The 15,999-nt window shown below is 68.5% G+C and carries 16 protein-coding genes; 3 read left to right on the top strand and 13 right to left on the bottom strand.

The window, feature by feature from the left end:
* Positions 1-73 precede the first annotated feature (73 nt).
* Positions 74-2,338 (bottom strand): polyribonucleotide nucleotidyltransferase, encoded by a 2,265-nt coding sequence (locus ACFYTQ_RS01935; RefSeq protein WP_387356250.1) that lies wholly within the window; start codon positions 2,336-2,338, stop codon positions 74-76.
* Between the two features lie 362 nt (positions 2,339-2,700).
* Positions 2,701-2,970, bottom strand: a complete 270-nt coding sequence (gene rpsO / locus ACFYTQ_RS01930; RefSeq protein WP_040720363.1) for a 30S ribosomal protein S15 — start codon at positions 2,968-2,970, stop codon at positions 2,701-2,703.
* A gap of 198 nt (positions 2,971-3,168) precedes the next feature.
* Here rpsO and ACFYTQ_RS01925 point away from each other — a divergent pair, with 198 nt between their 5' ends.
* Positions 3,169-3,987 carry an alpha/beta fold hydrolase gene (locus tag ACFYTQ_RS01925; RefSeq protein ID WP_387356249.1) on the top strand — a complete coding sequence of 273 codons (819 nt, stop codon included), beginning with the start codon at positions 3,169-3,171 and terminating at the stop codon, positions 3,985-3,987.
* Positions 3,988-3,989: 2 nt separating this feature from the next.
* Here the strand turns inward: ACFYTQ_RS01925 and ACFYTQ_RS01920 are convergent, their stop codons facing one another.
* The gene (locus ACFYTQ_RS01920; protein ID WP_387356248.1) at positions 3,990-4,955 is read right to left on the bottom strand and encodes a bifunctional riboflavin kinase/FAD synthetase; all 966 of its coding nucleotides are present in this window, start codon (positions 4,953-4,955) and stop codon (positions 3,990-3,992) included.
* Between the two features lie 146 nt (positions 4,956-5,101).
* Here ACFYTQ_RS01920 and ACFYTQ_RS01915 point away from each other — a divergent pair, with 146 nt between their 5' ends.
* Positions 5,102-5,827 carry a metal-dependent transcriptional regulator gene (locus ACFYTQ_RS01915; RefSeq protein WP_387356246.1) on the top strand — a complete coding sequence of 242 codons (726 nt, stop codon included), beginning with the start codon at positions 5,102-5,104 and terminating at the stop codon, positions 5,825-5,827.
* Between the two features lie 30 nt (positions 5,828-5,857).
* Here ACFYTQ_RS01915 and ACFYTQ_RS01910 read toward each other — a convergent pair whose 3' ends face one another.
* The 4 genes from ACFYTQ_RS01910 to ACFYTQ_RS01895 all read right to left on the bottom strand — a co-directional run bounded on the left by ACFYTQ_RS01910 (position 5,858) and on the right by ACFYTQ_RS01895 (position 9,110).
* A complete protein-coding gene (locus tag ACFYTQ_RS01910) occupies positions 5,858-7,039 on the bottom strand; it encodes an RNA polymerase sigma factor (RefSeq protein WP_387356995.1) in 1,182 nt (393 codons plus the stop codon).
* Complete coding sequence (locus ACFYTQ_RS01905) at positions 7,036-7,380, bottom strand: YciI family protein (protein WP_387356245.1); 345 nt, start codon at positions 7,378-7,380, stop codon at positions 7,036-7,038. Before ACFYTQ_RS01905 ends, ACFYTQ_RS01910 begins: the two co-directional genes overlap by 4 nt.
* Positions 7,381-7,447: 67 nt before the next feature.
* Positions 7,448-7,909, bottom strand: a complete 462-nt coding sequence (locus tag ACFYTQ_RS01900; RefSeq protein ID WP_387356243.1) for a phage tail protein — start codon at positions 7,907-7,909, stop codon at positions 7,448-7,450.
* 148 nt (positions 7,910-8,057) lie between these two features.
* Positions 8,058-9,110 carry an epoxide hydrolase family protein gene (locus ACFYTQ_RS01895; RefSeq protein ID WP_387356242.1) on the bottom strand — a complete coding sequence of 351 codons (1,053 nt, stop codon included), beginning with the start codon at positions 9,108-9,110 and terminating at the stop codon, positions 8,058-8,060.
* 38 nt (positions 9,111-9,148) lie between these two features.
* Between ACFYTQ_RS01895 and ACFYTQ_RS01890 the strand changes: the two genes are divergently transcribed.
* Positions 9,149-9,709, top strand: a complete 561-nt coding sequence (locus ACFYTQ_RS01890) for a TetR family transcriptional regulator (protein WP_387356241.1) — start codon at positions 9,149-9,151, stop codon at positions 9,707-9,709.
* 177 nt (positions 9,710-9,886) lie between these two features.
* Here ACFYTQ_RS01890 and ACFYTQ_RS01885 read toward each other — a convergent pair whose 3' ends face one another.
* From ACFYTQ_RS01885 to ACFYTQ_RS01860, 6 genes are all read right to left on the bottom strand, one after another.
* Positions 9,887-10,537, bottom strand: coding sequence for a GntR family transcriptional regulator (locus tag ACFYTQ_RS01885; protein WP_387356239.1), 651 nt, complete (start codon positions 10,535-10,537; stop codon positions 9,887-9,889).
* A gap of 29 nt (positions 10,538-10,566) precedes the next feature.
* On the bottom strand, positions 10,567-11,553 hold the full coding sequence (locus ACFYTQ_RS01880; protein WP_387356237.1) for an isopenicillin N synthase family dioxygenase: 987 nt from the start codon (positions 11,551-11,553) through the stop codon (positions 10,567-10,569).
* A gap of 9 nt (positions 11,554-11,562) precedes the next feature.
* A complete protein-coding gene (locus ACFYTQ_RS01875) occupies positions 11,563-12,726 on the bottom strand; it encodes a nitrate ABC transporter substrate-binding protein (protein ID WP_387356235.1) in 1,164 nt (387 codons plus the stop codon).
* Between the two features lie 25 nt (positions 12,727-12,751).
* Entirely contained in the window at positions 12,752-13,531 is a 780-nt protein-coding gene (locus ACFYTQ_RS01870) for an ABC transporter permease (RefSeq protein WP_387356233.1), read from the bottom strand.
* On the bottom strand, positions 13,531-14,316 hold the full coding sequence (locus ACFYTQ_RS01865; protein WP_387356231.1) for an ABC transporter ATP-binding protein: 786 nt from the start codon (positions 14,314-14,316) through the stop codon (positions 13,531-13,533). The genes ACFYTQ_RS01870 and ACFYTQ_RS01865 overlap by 1 nt, the downstream gene beginning before the upstream one ends.
* A 159-nt stretch (positions 14,317-14,475) precedes the next feature.
* Positions 14,476-15,795 (bottom strand): amidohydrolase family protein, encoded by a 1,320-nt coding sequence (locus ACFYTQ_RS01860; protein WP_387356229.1) that lies wholly within the window; start codon positions 15,793-15,795, stop codon positions 14,476-14,478.
* Between the last annotated feature and the right edge of the window lie 204 nt (positions 15,796-15,999).

The following is a 15,999-nucleotide window of genomic DNA, read 5'->3' as shown; positions in this document are numbered from 1 at the left end:
CAGAGACGAACCCCCCTGCTCGCCGCCGACGAGCAAGGGGGTAGCGGTCTTCTTCTTCGTCACACCGAGCTTTCTACTCCGCACCGGCCTCCGCCGCAGCCGGGCTCTCGCTCGACTCGGCCTCCTCCTCGACGGGGACCAGCGAGATCTTGCCGCGGTTGTCGATGTCGGCGATCTCGACGCGGATCTTGTCGCCGACGTTGACCACGTCCTCGACCTTGCCGACCCGCTTGCCGTTGCCCAGCTTCGAGATGTGCACCAGACCGTCGCGACCCGGCAGCAGCGAGACGAACGCGCCGAACGCCGTGGTCTTGACGACCGTGCCGAGGAAGCGCTCGCCGACCTTGGGCAGCTGCGGGTTGGCGATGGCGTTGATCGCGTCGATCGCGGCCTGCGCCGACGGGCCGTCGGTCGCGCCGACGAACACGGTGCCGTCGTCCTCGATGGAGATGTTGGCGCCGGTGTCCTCGGTGATCTGGTTGATGACCTTGCCCTTGGGCCCGATCACCTCGCCGATCTTGTCGACCGGGATCTTGATCGCGGTGACGCGCGGGGCGTAGGGGCTCATCTCGTCCGGGGTGGCGATGGCCTCGGCCATCACGTCCAGGATGGTCAGGCGCGCGTCGCGGGCCTGATTGAGCGCTCCCGCAAGGACTTTGGACGGGATGCCGTCGAGCTTGGTGTCCAGCTGGAGCGCGGTCACGAACTCGCGGGTGCCCGCGACCTTGAAGTCCATGTCGCCGAAGGCGTCCTCGGCGCCGAGGATGTCGGTCAGCGCGACGTAGCGGGCCTCCTGCACACCCTGGTCGTTGGTGACGGTGTCCGACACCAGGCCCATGGCGATACCGGCCACCGGCGCCTTCAGCGGCACACCGGCGTTCAGCAGCGACAGCGTCGAGGCGCACACCGAACCCATCGAGGTGGAACCGTTGGAGCTCAACGCCTCCGACACCTGACGGATGGCGTAGGGGAAGTCCTCCTGCGAGGGCAGCACCGGAACCAGCGCGCGCTCGGCGAGCGCGCCGTGGCCGATCTCGCGCCGCTTGGGCGAGCCGACGCGGCCGGTCTCGCCGGTGGAGAACGGCGGGAAGTTGTAGTGGTGCATGTAGCGCTTGGAGGTCTCCGGGCCGAGCGAGTCGACCTGCTGGGCCATCTTCACCATGTCGAGGGTGGTGACGCCCAGGATCTGGGTCTCACCGCGCTCGAACAGCGCCGAACCGTGCGCGCGCGGCACCACGGCCACCTCGGCCGACAGCGCGCGGATATCGGCCAGGCCGCGGCCGTCGATGCGGAAGCCGTCGGACAGGATGCGCTGGCGCACAAGCTTTTTGGTGACCGAGCGGAACGCCGCGCCGATCTCCTTCTCGCGGCCGACGAAGTCCTCGGCGAGGCTGGACAGCACCTCGAGCTTGATCTCGTCGATGCGCTCCTCGCGCTCCTGCTTGTTCGCGATGGACAGTGCCTCGCCGAGCGGGTTCTTGGCGGTGCCCTCGACGGCGGTGAACACGTCGTCCTCGTAGGGCAGGAAGACCGGGAAGTCCTCGGTCGGCTTCGCGGCCAGCTGCGCCAGATCCGCCTGCGCCTTGCACAGCCGGGCAATGAACGGCTTGGCGGCCTCGAGCCCTTCGGCCACAACGGTTTCCGTGGGCGCCTGCGCGCCGCCGTCGACCAGGGCGATGACGTTCTCGGTGGCCTCGGCCTCGACCATCATGATCGCGACGTCGCCGGATTCCACGACGCGCCCGGCGACGACCATGTCGAACACGGCCCCCTCGAGCTGCTCGGTGGTCGGGAACGCGACCCACTGGCCGTCGATCAGGGCGACGCGCACGCCGCCGACCGGGCCGGAGAAGGGCAGGCCCGCGATCTGGGTGGACGCCGACGCCGCGTTGATGGCGACCACGTCGTAGAGATCGTTCGGGTCCAGGCTCATGACCGTCACCACGACCTGGACCTCGTTGCGCAGGCCGTCGACGAACGACGGGCGCAGCGGGCGGTCGATGAGGCGGCAGGTGAGGATCGCGTCGGTGGAGGGGCGGCCCTCGCGACGGAAGAACGAGCCGGGGATGCGGCCCGCGGCGTACATGCGCTCCTCGACGTCGACCGTCAGCGGGAAGAAGTCGAACTGGTCCTTGGGCTGCTTACCGGCGGTGGTGGCCGACAGCAGCATGGTCTCGTCGTCGAGGTAGGCGACGACCGATCCGGCGGCCTGCTTGGCCAGGCGCCCGGTCTCGAACCGGACGGTGCGGGTGCCGAAGGTCCCGTTGTCGATCAGGGCGACCGATTCGAACACGCCGGGCTCGACCTCGATCGCGGAGCTGGTCACTGTGTCTGACATATGTCTGTTCTCAACCTCTCGTCTTCGCCGGATCCAGCGCCGCGCGGCGCGATCCGGCATTCGTCAGCCGTACCCGGCTCGGGCGCGCGGCAGCCCTCCTGGCTGCGGCGCGCACACCCGACCGGTTCCCCTTGGAACCGGCGACGCGGAGGCGGTCATCGATCGAAGCCCAGCGACAGTGATGTTCCTGCCGAAAGGCCACTACCGAAGACCGACGCCACGATGGCGGGTGCGTACGGCCGTGTCGTCTCGTCGCGGTGCGGCCGTAGGGTCCGCACACGCGAGAAGCCGACGGGAAAGATTCTATGCCTTCCCGTCGGCTGTCCTGCGAACTGCCCGCGACAGCTCGTGTCCCGGGTCGCTCAGCGACGCAGCCCGAGCCGCTCGATCAGCGAACGGTAGCGCTCGATGTCCTTGTCCTGCAGGTACTTCGACAGCCGCCGGCGGCGACCGATCAGGCCCAGCAGGCCGTGGCGGGTGTGGTGATCGTGCTTGTGCACCTTCAGGTGCTCGGTCAGGTCGGAGATCCGCTTGGACAGCAGCGCGATCTGGGCCTCCGGCGAACCGGTGTCCTTCTCGTGCAGGCCGTACTCCTTGAGGATGGCCGCCTTCTGCTCGGTGGTCAGAGCCACGAAATCACTCCTGTTGTTTCAGTCCGCGTTCGAGGGAAACCGGAAGTCCCGGGTGGGCGCCGCCGCGGACCGCAGCAAACCCGACGGATGACTCTACCCGATCGAGAGGCGGGGCTCGTCTTTACCCCACACGTAATCGCTTTCCCTACCTCCGGCTGCGACCGTTGTATTCACCGACGCAAGGAAAGCGAGAACGAGATGCCCTACTTCACCACCACCGATGGAACCACGCTGGCCTACGAGGAGTACGGGACGGGTCCGGTTCTGGTGTTCCTCGCCGGGTGGTCGCTGAACACCGAGATGTGGGATCACCAGGTGCCGTTCTTCGTCGAGCAGGGGTATCGGTGCGTGCTGCTGGATCGGCGCGGGCACGGGCGGTCGGATCGGCCCGCGGGCGGGTACGACCTCGACACCCGGGCCGACGACGTGGCCGCGCTGTTCGAGCATCTGAACCTCACCGATGCCACCCTGATCGCGCACTCCGGGGGCGGTGCGGAAGCGGTGCGGTATCTGTCGCGGCACGGGCAGGATCGGGTCGCCAGGCTCGTGCTGCTGGCGGCGGCGGTGCCGAGGCTGCTGTGGTCCGACGATCATCCGACGGGCGTGCCGCGGGCCGCGCTCGAGGCGTCGATCGCCGCGCTGCGGGCCGATCGGCCGGGGTGGATGGCCGACCGCGCGCAGGGCTATTTCGCCACCCATATCGGCAACAAGGTGTCGACGGCGTTGGTGGACAACGAGATTCGCCGCTGCCTGAGCGCCACGCACATGGCCGCGCTCGAGGTCCAGAAGTGCATCGCCTTCGACGACCTGCGCCCCGAGCTGCCGTCGATCACGGTTCCGGTACTGCTCGTGCACGGCCACCACGACCAGTCGATCCCGATCGACCCGACCAGCCGCGTCGCGCTCCGGCTGTTCCCGAACGCCACGCTGAAGGAGCTGCCGACCGCGGGGCACGGGATGTACGTGACCCACGCGGCCGAGGTTAATCAGGACATTCTGGAGTTCACCAAGGCGTGAGGCTACTTGGCCTCGGCGAGCACCTTGCGGGTCTGCTCGACGTCGCGGCCGATGGCGTGCACCAGGTCGTCGATGGTCGAGAAGGCCCGCTGGCCGCGCAGGTGTTCCACGAAGTCGACGGCGACGTGCTGGCCGTAGAGGTCCACGTCGGCGTCGAGCACATACGCCTCGACCGTGCGGGTGCGGCCGGAGAACGTCGGATTCGTGCCGACCGACACCGCCGCCATGGCCCGCTTGCCCGGCAGCACGGTCCCGATGGTCTTGCCGGGGCTCAGCACGGTGAACCAGCACGCGTAGACCCCGTCGGCCGGGATGGCGGCGTGCATGGGCGGGGCCACGTTCGCGGTCGGGAAGCCCAGCTCCCGACCGCGGCCGTCGCCGTGCACCACGACGCCCTCGACCCGGTGCGGGCGGCCCAGCGCGTCGGCGGCCGCGGCCATATCGCCCGCGTCGACGCAGGAGCGAATGTAGGTGGAGGAGAACGTGACCGCGTGCTCCCCCACCAGCCGCACCCCGTCGACCTCGAAACCGAAGCGGGTGCCCAGTTCCCGCATGGTCTCCACGGTGCCCGCGGCCTTCTTGCCGAAGGTGAAGTTGTCGCCGATCACCACCTCGGTGACGTGCAACTTCTCCACCAGCAGGTCGTGCACGTACCGCGCGGGGGTGAGCTTCATGAACTCGTGGGTGAACGGCATGACGAGGAAGACGTCGATGCCCAACTCCTCCACCAGTTCCGCCCGCCGCGTCAGCGTGGTCAGCTGCGCGGGGTGCGAGCCGGGTCGCACCACCTCCATCGGGTGCGGATCGAACGTCATCAGAACCGAGGAAACCCCGCGCGCCGCAGCGGATTTCACGGCACGATTGATCAGCTGGGCGTGTCCGCGGTGCACCCCGTCGAACACCCCGATCGTGAGCACACACCGGCCCCAGTCCGGGGGCATCTCCTCGAGACTTCGCCATCTCTGCACACCCGGCAGCCTACGCAAGCCAGGTCACGGACAGCATTTCGCGGTGCGGATGTTCACAGCCCGGTACGCCCCGCATCAACCCGATCGTCACGCCGTCGTCACCGGCCTGCGGGCCGCGCGCGTTGATGTGGGAAACCGACCGAGGTGTGCCTAAGCTCGTTGACGTGCCCGGAAAACGACCCCCCACCCCGCCCGAAGGCGGAGCGACCGTCGCCCCGGCCCTGTCCTCGGTCGCCCAGGATTACTTGAAGGTCATCTGGACGGCCCAGGAATGGTCGACGGAAAAGGTGTCGACGAAGTTGCTGGCGGAGCGGATCGGGGTGTCGGCTTCGACGGTATCCGAGGCGGTTCGGAAACTGGCGGACCAAGGCCTGGTCGAACACGCGCGCTACGGCGCGATCACGCTGACCGAGCAGGGCCGGCGAGCCGCCATCGCGATGGTCCGGCGGCATCGGTTGATCGAGACCTTCCTGGTCAACGAGCTCGGCTACGGGTGGGACGAGGTGCACGACGAGGCGGAGGTGCTGGAACACGCGGTGTCGGAGACGCTGATGGAGCGGATCGACACCAAACTGGGGCACCCGGACCGGGATCCGCACGGTGATCCGATCCCGTCTGTCGACGGTGCCGTTCCCACACCCGCCGCGCGGCAGTTGAGCCGGTTCGAGGCCGGGGAGTCGGGGCGGGTGGCCCGGATCGCGGACTTCGACCCGGCGATGTTGCGGTATTTCGATTCCGTGGGGATCGCGTTGGATACGCCGATCACGGTGGTGGAGCGGCGGGATTTCGCGGGGACGATCGCTATTCGGTTGGGGGACAGGACTATTGATCTGGGGAGTCCGGCGGCCGAGGCGATCTGGTTGACGCACTGAGCCGTCCGTCGCGCGTGGGTTGAATCGGCCTCATGATCGCGGGAGTTCCGACCGTCGACGCTCGAGCAATCGGCGCTCGGGGTCGGTGACGGTCAGACTCAGGGCGCGGGTGTACGCCTCGTGTGCGGCTTCGGTACGGCCGAGGCGGCGGAGGAGTTCGGCTCGGGTGGAGTGGAGGTAGCGGTAGCCGTCCAGGGCCAGGGAGTCGACGAGTTCGAGGGCTCGGTCGGGGGCGCCCGATTCGGCGATGGCGACCGCGCGGTTGAGGGTGACGATGGGTGAGGCGGTGAGCTGTTCGAGGCGTTGGTAGAGCAATTCGACTTGGGGCCAATCGATTTCGTGTTCCGATTGGAGCGAGGCGATCGCCGCCTGGAGGACGTACGGGCCGGTGGTCGAGTGGAGGCCCAGCGCGCGATCGAGCGCGGCGCGGCCCGCGTCGATCTTGGCGCGGTCGTGGAGTGAGCGGTCCTGCTCGGCGAGGGGGATGAGTTCGCCGTCGAGAACCCTTGCGGCGCGGCGGGATTCGTGCAGGAGCATGAGGGCGAGCAGGCCGTGGGCCTCCGATTCGTCGGGCATCAACTCGACGAGGAGGCGGCCCAGGCGGATGGCCTCGGCGGCGAGTTCGGGGCGGTCGGTGTAGCCCTCGGTGAAGATCAGGTAGATGACCGCCAGGACCGCGGACAGGCGGTCGGGGAGGTTGCGGTCGGCGGGGACGGCGAAGGGGATCGCCGTGGCCTTGATCTTCGTCTTCGCCCTGGTGAGGCGGCGTTTCATGGTGTCTTCGGAGACGAGGAAGGCACGCGCGATCTCGGCGGTCGAGAGGCCGCCCAGGGCGCGGAGGGTCAAGGCGACCTGGGCTTCGGTCGCCAGCGCGGGGTGGCAGCAGGTGAAGATCAGCTCCAGTCGTTCGTCGGTGATCGTGCTGTCGTCGAGGTCGATGTCGTCCATGTGCGAAGCCGCCGAATCATGATGCAGCAGTTGATATTTGACGGAGAGCGTGCGCGCCCGTCGCAGCCGGTCGATGGCCAGGTTGCGGCCGGTGGTCACCAACCAGGCCACCGGATGCCGCGGCACGCCGTCGCGGGGCCAGCGCTCGGCCGCGACTGCGAACGCCTCCTGGGCGGCCTCCTCGGCGAGATCGAAATCGCCGAGGAAGCCGACCAGGGACGCCAGGACGCGGCTCCACTCGCGCCGGAAGACGTCCTCGATCAGAACGCGTCCTCGACCGGGACGTTCACCAGCGGGCGGACCTCGACCGCCCCGCCCAGCCGGATGGCGGGGATCTGCTTCACGAACTCGAGGGCGTCGTCCAGGTCCGTCGCCTCGATGACGTAGTAGCCGCCGAGCACCTCGCGCGTGTCGGCGAACGGGCCGTCGGTGACCATGGTCTCCCGTACGGTCGTCGCCGTGTCCGCCCCTTGCAGATGCGCCCCGGCGAGGCAGCGCGGATCGTCCCGCAATGCCAGGTACGCCGCGTTGACCGGCCCGTACTCCTCCGGGCTGAGCGCCTCGTGGCTACCGGCCTTGGGGTAGATGAGCAGTGCGTACTTCATGTGAGCCTCCTTCGGTGGATCTTCTCTCGTCATGGAGACGAACGCGAACCACCGATGGGGACAGGGTTCAGTACTGATTCTTGATGACGAAGTAGGACCCGCGAATCGTCCCGGCCAGCTTCGACTTCTGCCGCGCGAACTTGAACGCGCCGAGCTCGGGCGGGACGTCCATGCCCTCGGAGAGCTTGAAGCCGACGGCCCGCTTCCCGGCGTCGTCGAGGGTGTACAGCACGTTGATCGAGAGGCCGTTCTCGTAGAAGACGTACGCCCAGCGGATACCGTCCACGTGGAGCTCCGTCGCCTCGAGGGGCGGCGAGGAGATGACGATGCCGCGCTCCTCCTCGAGGATTCGGCTCACCCAGTCGACGATCTCCTTGGCGTCGGCCGCGGGTTCGACGGTGAAGTCGACGTCGTACTTGTTCTTGAAGTAGCGGGCCTCGTTGGCGCGCAGACCGGCGAGGGCGTCGGCCACGGGAGAGGATTCGAGGCCGGTGGTGGAGACGTTCTTGAAATCCACTGTGTAGGGCATGGGCGAACTCCTCATCGCGTCGTCGAGGGGCCGGGGAGGCTTTCACCGCGGTGTCCGGTCGAACTCTACAACCTCGCGACCGAGCTGCTGGGGAGCGTATGCCGCGTCCCGGGGCCTTGTCTCGAAAACCGCACGGCCCCTGCGTCTTTCACGGTTTCGACGGGATGTCTGCGAGTTCGATCGCGCGGCGCAGATCCGCGACGTAGGCGTCGGGTTGTTCCCAGGCCGCGAAATGGCCGCCCGCGGGGTGTTCCAGGTAATGGCGGACGTTCAGGAACTCCTCCACATAGCCGCGTGGCTCGGGTTTGATGTCGTGCGGGAACACCGAGAACACCGTCGGCGTGTCGATGCGGCCCGGGAGGGCGAACGGTTCGGTGTAGGTGGCGAACGAGGTGCCGATCGTGCCGGTGACCCAGTAGGCGGTGACCCAGGTGAGCAGGTCGTCCGTCGTGAAGGCCGCCTCGTCGGACCAGGATTCCAGTTTCTCGACGATCCAGGCGGCCAGGCCCGCGGGCGAGTCGCCGAGAGCGACGGCGAGGGTGTTCGGACGCGTCGACTGTTCGGCGATGTAGCCGCCCTCGGTGCGGAACCACTGCCCGGTTCGCCCGAGGTAGGCCGCCGCCTCGGGGGCGAGTCGGGTCGGGTCGGCCGTGAGCGCGCGTTGCGGGGCGACGTTGGTCAGATGCAGGGCGGCCACTCGGTCCGGGTGCTCGGCCGCGAGCAGTTCGGCGACGGTGCCGCCGATGTCGCCGCCGGAGAGGATGTATCGCTCGTAACCGAGTTCGCCGAGCGCGGTCGCGATCAGGTCGGCGATTCGCGCGGCCGACATGCCGGGTGTGGTCAGCGGGGCGGCGAACGGGAAGCCCGGCAGGGCGGGAACGATTACATGCACGTCCGTGAGCAAGGGGAGGACGCGCTCGAAGCGCAGTACCGAATCGGGCCAGCCGTGCAGCAGGACCACGGCCGGGGCGTCGGGATCCGTGGCTCGACGATGAATCGCCCGCAGCTCGGTGTCGCCCGAACCCGTTGTCACCCAGGGATATTCGCGGATTCGACGCTCGTGCACGTCCCAGTCGTACCGGTTCGCCCAGTGCTCCAGCAGGTCGTCGAAGTGGGTGCCGCCGACGCCGCGCGTGGCGTCGTCCTGCCACGGGGTGCTGACGCGGCGCGTCCGGAGCAGGAGGTCCCTCAGTTCACGCATGTGTATGAGCATACACATTGATGTGTATGCTCAAACACATGTCATCTCGTGACGCGGCGGCGACCAAGCAGCGGATTCTGGAGCAGGCACAACGCAAGTTCGCCGAGTTGAGCTACGGCGCAGTCACGGTGAAGGCGATCGCCGACGCGGCCCGCGTATCCCCCAACCTCATCACGCGCTATTTCGGCGGCAAGGACGGCCTGTTCCTCGCGGCCACCCAGGCCCGCATCCCAGTGGCGAACTCCTTCGACGGCGACCCTGCCACGCTGGGTGCGCGGCTGGCGGCGAGCATTGTGCGGCGGTGGTTCGACTTTCCTGGGCAGGATCCGCTGCTGGTGCTGCAACGAGCCTCCGGGGAACGGCCGCAGGCCGCTGAGGCCCTGGCCGCCTTCCTCGACACGAATTCGCTTGCGCCTCTGCATGATTACCTTCGCGCCCACGGGCTCGACGAGACCGAGGCCCGCCACCGGGCCGCCGCGATCGATGCGTTCGTTCTGGGCGTGTCGACCCGCCGCCGTATCCTGCGTTCGGAACTCGGCGACCCGGGCGAGTTGGAGGCTTGGCTTGGGGCGACTATCCAACGGCTGGTGGATGGGTGAGGTGGTCCCCCGCCCTCGCGAGGTAATCAGGAGTCAACCGCGCCTGGCATCACAGAGCCGAAAGCCGACGTGCAGGCTTGGATGAACGCCTGGAATGCGAACCCAAACCCTTCGTACGGACATGGCCCTCGCCGCGTCGAGCCCCGGCACCGCCCGCGGCGACACGGCCCGCGCCCGTCAGCCGTCCGCGCGGCCCAGGCGGGTGATCAACCCCAGCACATGGGCCTCGGCCGCTGCGCGGGCGTCGGCGGGGTTGCCGGACTCGAGGGCCTCGACGATGCGGCGGTGTTCTCGGAAAGCGGTGCGGCGGTTGCGAATCGAACGCCACAGGTCGCCGCGGTAGAGGTGGGTTTGTGCTTCCAGGCGCGAAAGCGCTTCGCAGAGGGGGCGATTGGCCGAGCGGTCGCGGATGAAGGCGTGGAATTCGACGTCGAGACGGGCGTCGCGGGGCGGGTCGGGGGCGGCGAGCAGGTTTTCCTCCTGCTCGGCGAGGATCGCGGACAGTTTGTCGAGGTCGGGTTCGGCCAGTAGCGGCGCGGCCTCGGCCGCGGCGAGCCCGTCCAGTACCGCCCGCACGGACAGCACGTCGCGGATCTGCCGATCGTCGAGCGCCGCCACCCGGGCCCCGGCGTGCGGCACCGCGACCGCCAAACCCTCGTAGATCAGCTGCTGCACGGCCTCCCGCACCGGGCTGCGGCTCACCCCCAGCCTTGTCGCCAGCGCCGGAACGCTCAACGGGGTGCCCGGCCCCAGCTCGCCCGCCAACACCAGCTGCCGGATCTGCCGGTGAACGGACGCCCCGAGCAGCGCGGATTCCGATTCGGTCAACGCGACGATCCTTTCGCTTCCGCGCCACGCTACCCGTTCGCCCGATAGTTGGCCGCGACCCGCTGGGCGAGGAATTCGGCCGCCGTTACCGGCGGATACGTCCCCCGCGGTCCCTGGATCACCGCGTCCCGATCGGCCTGCGCGAAGTAGGCGATGCTGTACCGGTCGCCCTGATATTCGCCCGCGCCCGGACTGCGCACCCGATGGAAGTTCGACGGCAACGCGTCATCGCTCCACCGCGTGAGCATGTCCCCGATATTGCATGTGATCAACGCCGACGATGGCGTGATCGACGTCCACTGCTGCTCGGCCATCTCCTTGCCCGGACACACCTGCAACCCGCCCTGCCCGTCCCGCTGGAAAAGCAATGTGAGGCAATCGAAATCGGTGTGTGCCCCGGCGCGCCACCGCCCCGGCACACCCTGGAGCTCCGGAGGCACGGCGAAGTAGTGCAACAGCCGTAGCGTGCTCTGGTACTGCTCCGATGCGGGATCGTGCGCCCGCGTGAAATGCTCCCGCTCGAACCCCAGCCGATCGGCGAAACAGGACAGCACCCGCATCGCCACCGCCCACGCCCGATGCTCGAAATCCAGCATGGCCGAACGGAATCCGGCCAGCTCCGCCTCGCTCGGCCACCGCCCCTCCATATGCGGCCGGGTGATCTGATACGACTCCTTCTGATCCGGCACCCCGATCGACGGCCGCACCTGACTCAGGCTCTCCCACCCCGCGTTGTCGGCCTTCACCAGCGGATACCGCGCCTTCACCGCCTCCGGCAGCGCGAAGAACGCCTCGGTTCGCGCGAAGACGTCATCGATCAGCGGCAACGGAATGCCGTGTCCGGCAAGCTGAAAGAAGCCGATCTCGGTCGCCGCCGCCCACAACTGCTCGGTGATCTCGCCGCGCCGCTCCTCGAAGTCGGTCAGGTCGATGATCCGGATCTCCCGGGCGTCGGTCTCGCCACCGAGCCCGCCCATCCGCTTCTCCCGCGACACCTCGGACAGGTCGTAACTCATTGCGCCTCCTCACTTCCCGACCGACACGGTCGGATCCAGAAATTCCTTGGTCACCAGGTCGCTCGCCCGCAACCCGTCGGGCACGCTCGCCCCGCCCCGCCGCAGGATCGGCGTGAACTCGTCGATGACCCGCTGCACCCGCGCCTCGTCGAAACTGCCGAGCACCCCGTCGCTGTCGTCCCCGATCAGCCCGCGTTCGATGAGCGCCTTCGAGCCGTAGGCGGCGAGTCCCGCGCTGTAGGGCGTGAAATTGGCACTCTTGGACACCACATCCACCACCACGTCGTTCACCGGCCCCGGATCCGACCGGAACCGCGCGGTGGCCCGCTGGATCATCGGCACCAGCCGCGCCAGGCACGGCCGCAGCCGATCGATCCGATCCGCGCGCACATTGACCGTCCGGGCATACCCCTCGTACCCGACATCACGCAGCAACTGATAGCTCACCGGTTTCCCCCACGCCCGCACCTCGTGCTCGTACACGTACGGCTCCGAGTTCACGAACCCCTGCTGCGCGATGGACGGCCCCGCCACGAACCGCGACGGCGCGTTGTCGTACGACGCGTCGATCTGCGACGCCCGGATCAGTCCCCGCCCCACCAGCCAGTCCGGATACAACTGCCCCTGCGAAACCACAACGGGCGCACCGGATCTGCCGATATCGGCGATGGAATGCCAGTCTGGATGGGTCTTCGGATCCCACATCAGCAGTTGCGGACTGTCCCGCAGCAGCGTCGTCACCGCGACGATCCGCTGCGACGCCGCCGCGGCCAGCGACTGCTCCGAATGCGCCAGCCCCAGCGTGATGTTCTCGTCGACGTACATCTGCGACGGCACGGTCTGGAACCCGATCGCCGGGCCGCCCGCGCGGATCTCCAGCTTCACCCCCGTGTCCTTGCCGTCGGCCACCAGCGGCCCGACGACCTTGTTGTGGTCCGAATCCACCCGGTACCCGGGCCCGAGCAGCCCGAAGATCGGCCCGGAATCGGTCTCCGGCTCCCATTGCAGTTGCACCACAACGGTATTCGGGCAGACCGCGTCGAGCCGCTGTTCGGGCGGCGCGGGTTCCAGGGCGACCGCCGGGCCGTCGGTGGCGGAATCCGAACAGCCCGCCACGGCCAGCAGGGCCGCGCTGAGCGCCGCGACGCCGAGTCGGCGCAGAGATGTATTCATCGATACTCCAAGGGTTTCGAACGAACTAACGGCCGGAGGCGTGCCAGCGGCCGACGGTGAGCCGCTGCGCGGCGGTGAACACGGCGAAGACCACCACCCCGAACAGCGCGGCGAGCAGCAGCGCCGCCAGCAGGTCCTCGGACTGCAAACGCGCCCGATATGTGTCGAGCAGCGTGCCGATCCCGGGCCGCCCCTGCGCGAAGAAGATGTCGCCGATGATCGCGCCGGTCACCGACAACCCGGCCGCCGTGCGCAGGCTCGTCATGATCGACGGCAGCGCGGCGGGCAGCTCCAGCGCGACCAGCCGCCGCCACCGGCTCGCGCGGCCGAGGGTGAACAGCTCGCGCAGATTCCCGTCCACCGACTGGATGCCGAACAGGGTCATCGCGATGATCGGATGCACGGCGATGAGCACGCACACGATGGTGCGGGCCGCGGTCCCGTAGCCGAACCACAGTCCGATCAGCGGCACCACCGCGAGCACCGGAATGGCCTGCAACACAACGGCATACGGATACACCACCCGCTCGACCGGTTTGGCCTGACTCATCAGCACCGCCACGGCCACCCCGATCACCGCCGAACAGGCGAGCCCGGTCAGCGCCACCTGCGCGGTGACCCCGAGGGCCCGCAGCATCACCCGTAGTTTCACCGGATCGAACAGTGCCTCGGTCAGTATCACGTGCGGCGGCGGCAGCAGGAACCGCCGATCCGGCGCCAGGATCACCAGCGACACCGTGTACCACGCCGCCAGCGCCAACCCGATCGACACCAGCGCGGTGGCCGCCCTGCGCAGCACGATCATCAGCACGCCTCCCGCAGCGAATGCGACGTGCGCGCGACCAGATCGGTGAAGGCGCTGTCGAACCGCAGCTCCCGCTCGCGCGGGTACGGCAGATCCACCTCGATCACCTCGTGCACCCGCCCCGGCCGCGCGGTCATCACCACCACCCGCGAGGCCAGGAACACCGCCTCCGACACCGAATGCGTGATGAACAGCGCCGTGAACCCGTTGTCGCCGTACAGCCGCAGCAGCTCCTCCTGCATGTTCAGCCGCGTCATCTCGTCCAGCGCCCCGAACGGCTCGTCCAGCAGCATCAACTCCGGTTCCAGCGACAGCGCGCGAGCCAGCGACACCCGCATCCGCATGCCGCCGGAGAGCTGACCGGGCAGACTCCGCGCGAACTCGTCCAGCCCCACCGCCGCCAGCGCGCGAATCGCCCTGGCGCGCCGCGTCTTCCGATCGACCCCGCGCAACTCCGCGGACAGTTCGACATTGCGGAGCACGGAACGCCACGGGAGGAGTGTGGCCTCCTGGAAGATGAACCCGATCGAATCCGTCCGCACCGCGACCGATCCGGAGCTGACCCGTTCCAGTCCCGCGGCCAGGCGCAGCAGCGTCGACTTACCGCACCCGGACGGTCCGATGACGGCCACGAATTCGCCGTGCCGGACGTCGAGATCGATGTCGTCGAGGGCGAGCGTGCCGCCGGATCCGTCGAATCGCTTGGTGGCGTGGGCGAAGGACACCTCGAGCCCGGACAACAATGTCCTCGCGTCGGCGTCGCGCACCGTGTCGTAGAGCGTCACCGTTGTTGTTCCTTACTCTCGTGAGCTCCGCAGGATGGCCGTGCCCCGCCGCCTCGGCGGGTGCTCCTCGACCACTCATGACGTGCAATGTGTTCGTGAATCCAGTGTCTCTGCGGAGGATTACATGCAATCGCTGAGAAGTTTCGAAGTGATTAACTGTCAACGCATGTCGAGCAGGCGGGCCGTGAGCTCGGCCTCGTCCACCCGCGTGCTGTGTCCCGACCGGAGTACGGGTTCACCGTCGATCCACACCGTGTCGATCACCCGCGGCGACGCGGCGGTCAGCAGCGTCGCGCCCGGATCGAGCACCGGCAGGCAGGCGGGATCGCGATCGAAGCGCACCAGGGTGAAGTCGGCGGTATCCCCGACGCCCAGGCCGGGTTCGGCGACCGGCTCGCCCAGCGCGACCCGGCCGCCCCGCGTGGCCATCCGCATCATCTCGTCGAACCCCAGCAGATCGGCCCGGCGATGGACGACCCGTTGCAGATAGGAACCCATCCGCAGGGCGAGCAGCATGTCCTGGGTGTCGTTGCTGGCCGCCCCGTCGACGCCGAGACCGACATCGATTCCGGCCGAACGCATTTCGGGAATCGGCGCGACGCCGCTGCCGAGCCGCATATTGCTCAGCGGATTGTGCGACACCGCCACCCCGCGCTCGGCGAACACCGCCCGGCCGGATTCGTCGAGCCGCACGCAGTGCACGGCGAGCGTTCGGTCCCACAGGAATTCGGCGCGATCGAGGTACTCCACCGCCGAGCAACCCGCGTGCTGGCGGCACATGTCCTCGTCGGTGTCGGTCTCGAGCACGTGGATCGACACCGTCTTCCCGGTGCGGCGGGCGTAGTCGCCGACCGCGGCCATGCCGTCGGGCGTCAGGCAGCGCGGATTGGGCACGGCGAGTGCGGTTCTGATACGGGAACCGGTCAGGCGGGCGTCGAGCGCGTCGACGTGCGCGAGCACCTCCGGCAACGGCTGCATCAGTCGCGGATCCAGACCCCACTTGCGGGTCGGATCGGCTCGATCGGCGACGCCGCGGCCCAGCACGACCCGGATGCCGAGTTCGTCCAGGGCGCGAATCATGGCCTCGTGCACGGCTTCCGAACGATTCGGCCACATGTGCTCGACCACCGTGGTGACGCCGCTGCGCAGCAGTTCCAGACCGCCCGCCAACCCGGCGAGATAGGTCTGTTCGGGAGTGGCCGACACCATGTGCTCGCCGACCCGATGCAACCAGGCCAGCAGCGGCAGGCCCGCGCCGATGCCGCGCAGCAGCGACTGTTGTAGATGGGTGTGGGTGTTCACGAACCCCGGAACGAGATGCCCGCGGGTCGGGTGGTCGTCGCCGCCGAAGTCGATCGCGGTGATCACGCCGTCGTCCACGGTCACGGTACGGGCGGGCCGCCATTCGGGTCCGGACGAGGTACGGGAGTAGACGGTGACATCGGTGACGACGCACGACTGGGGCTGGTTGCGCACCAAGCGGCATTCCTCCTCGGAAATGCGGCTGGTTCGCTCACCGGGTCCGGCGATTCCCGTCGCCCGTTGCAGCCATGAGCGACGTGCGGGTCAGCCTAACGAGCGGGTGTTGCGGCGGTGTAAATCTCTCGCCGGGGCGCGTTAGGCTCGTGGGGGTAGGCAGGTTGACGGAGGAGGCGGTCATCGAGGAGCGGGCGAACGCGGCTC

Source organism: Nocardia sp. NPDC004068 (genome assembly GCF_042874315.1).
Lineage (GTDB): Bacteria > Actinomycetota > Actinomycetes > Mycobacteriales > Mycobacteriaceae > Nocardia.
The sequence above is the reverse complement of the archived record's forward strand: the minus strand, read 5'-3'. Positions and strand labels throughout refer to the sequence as shown.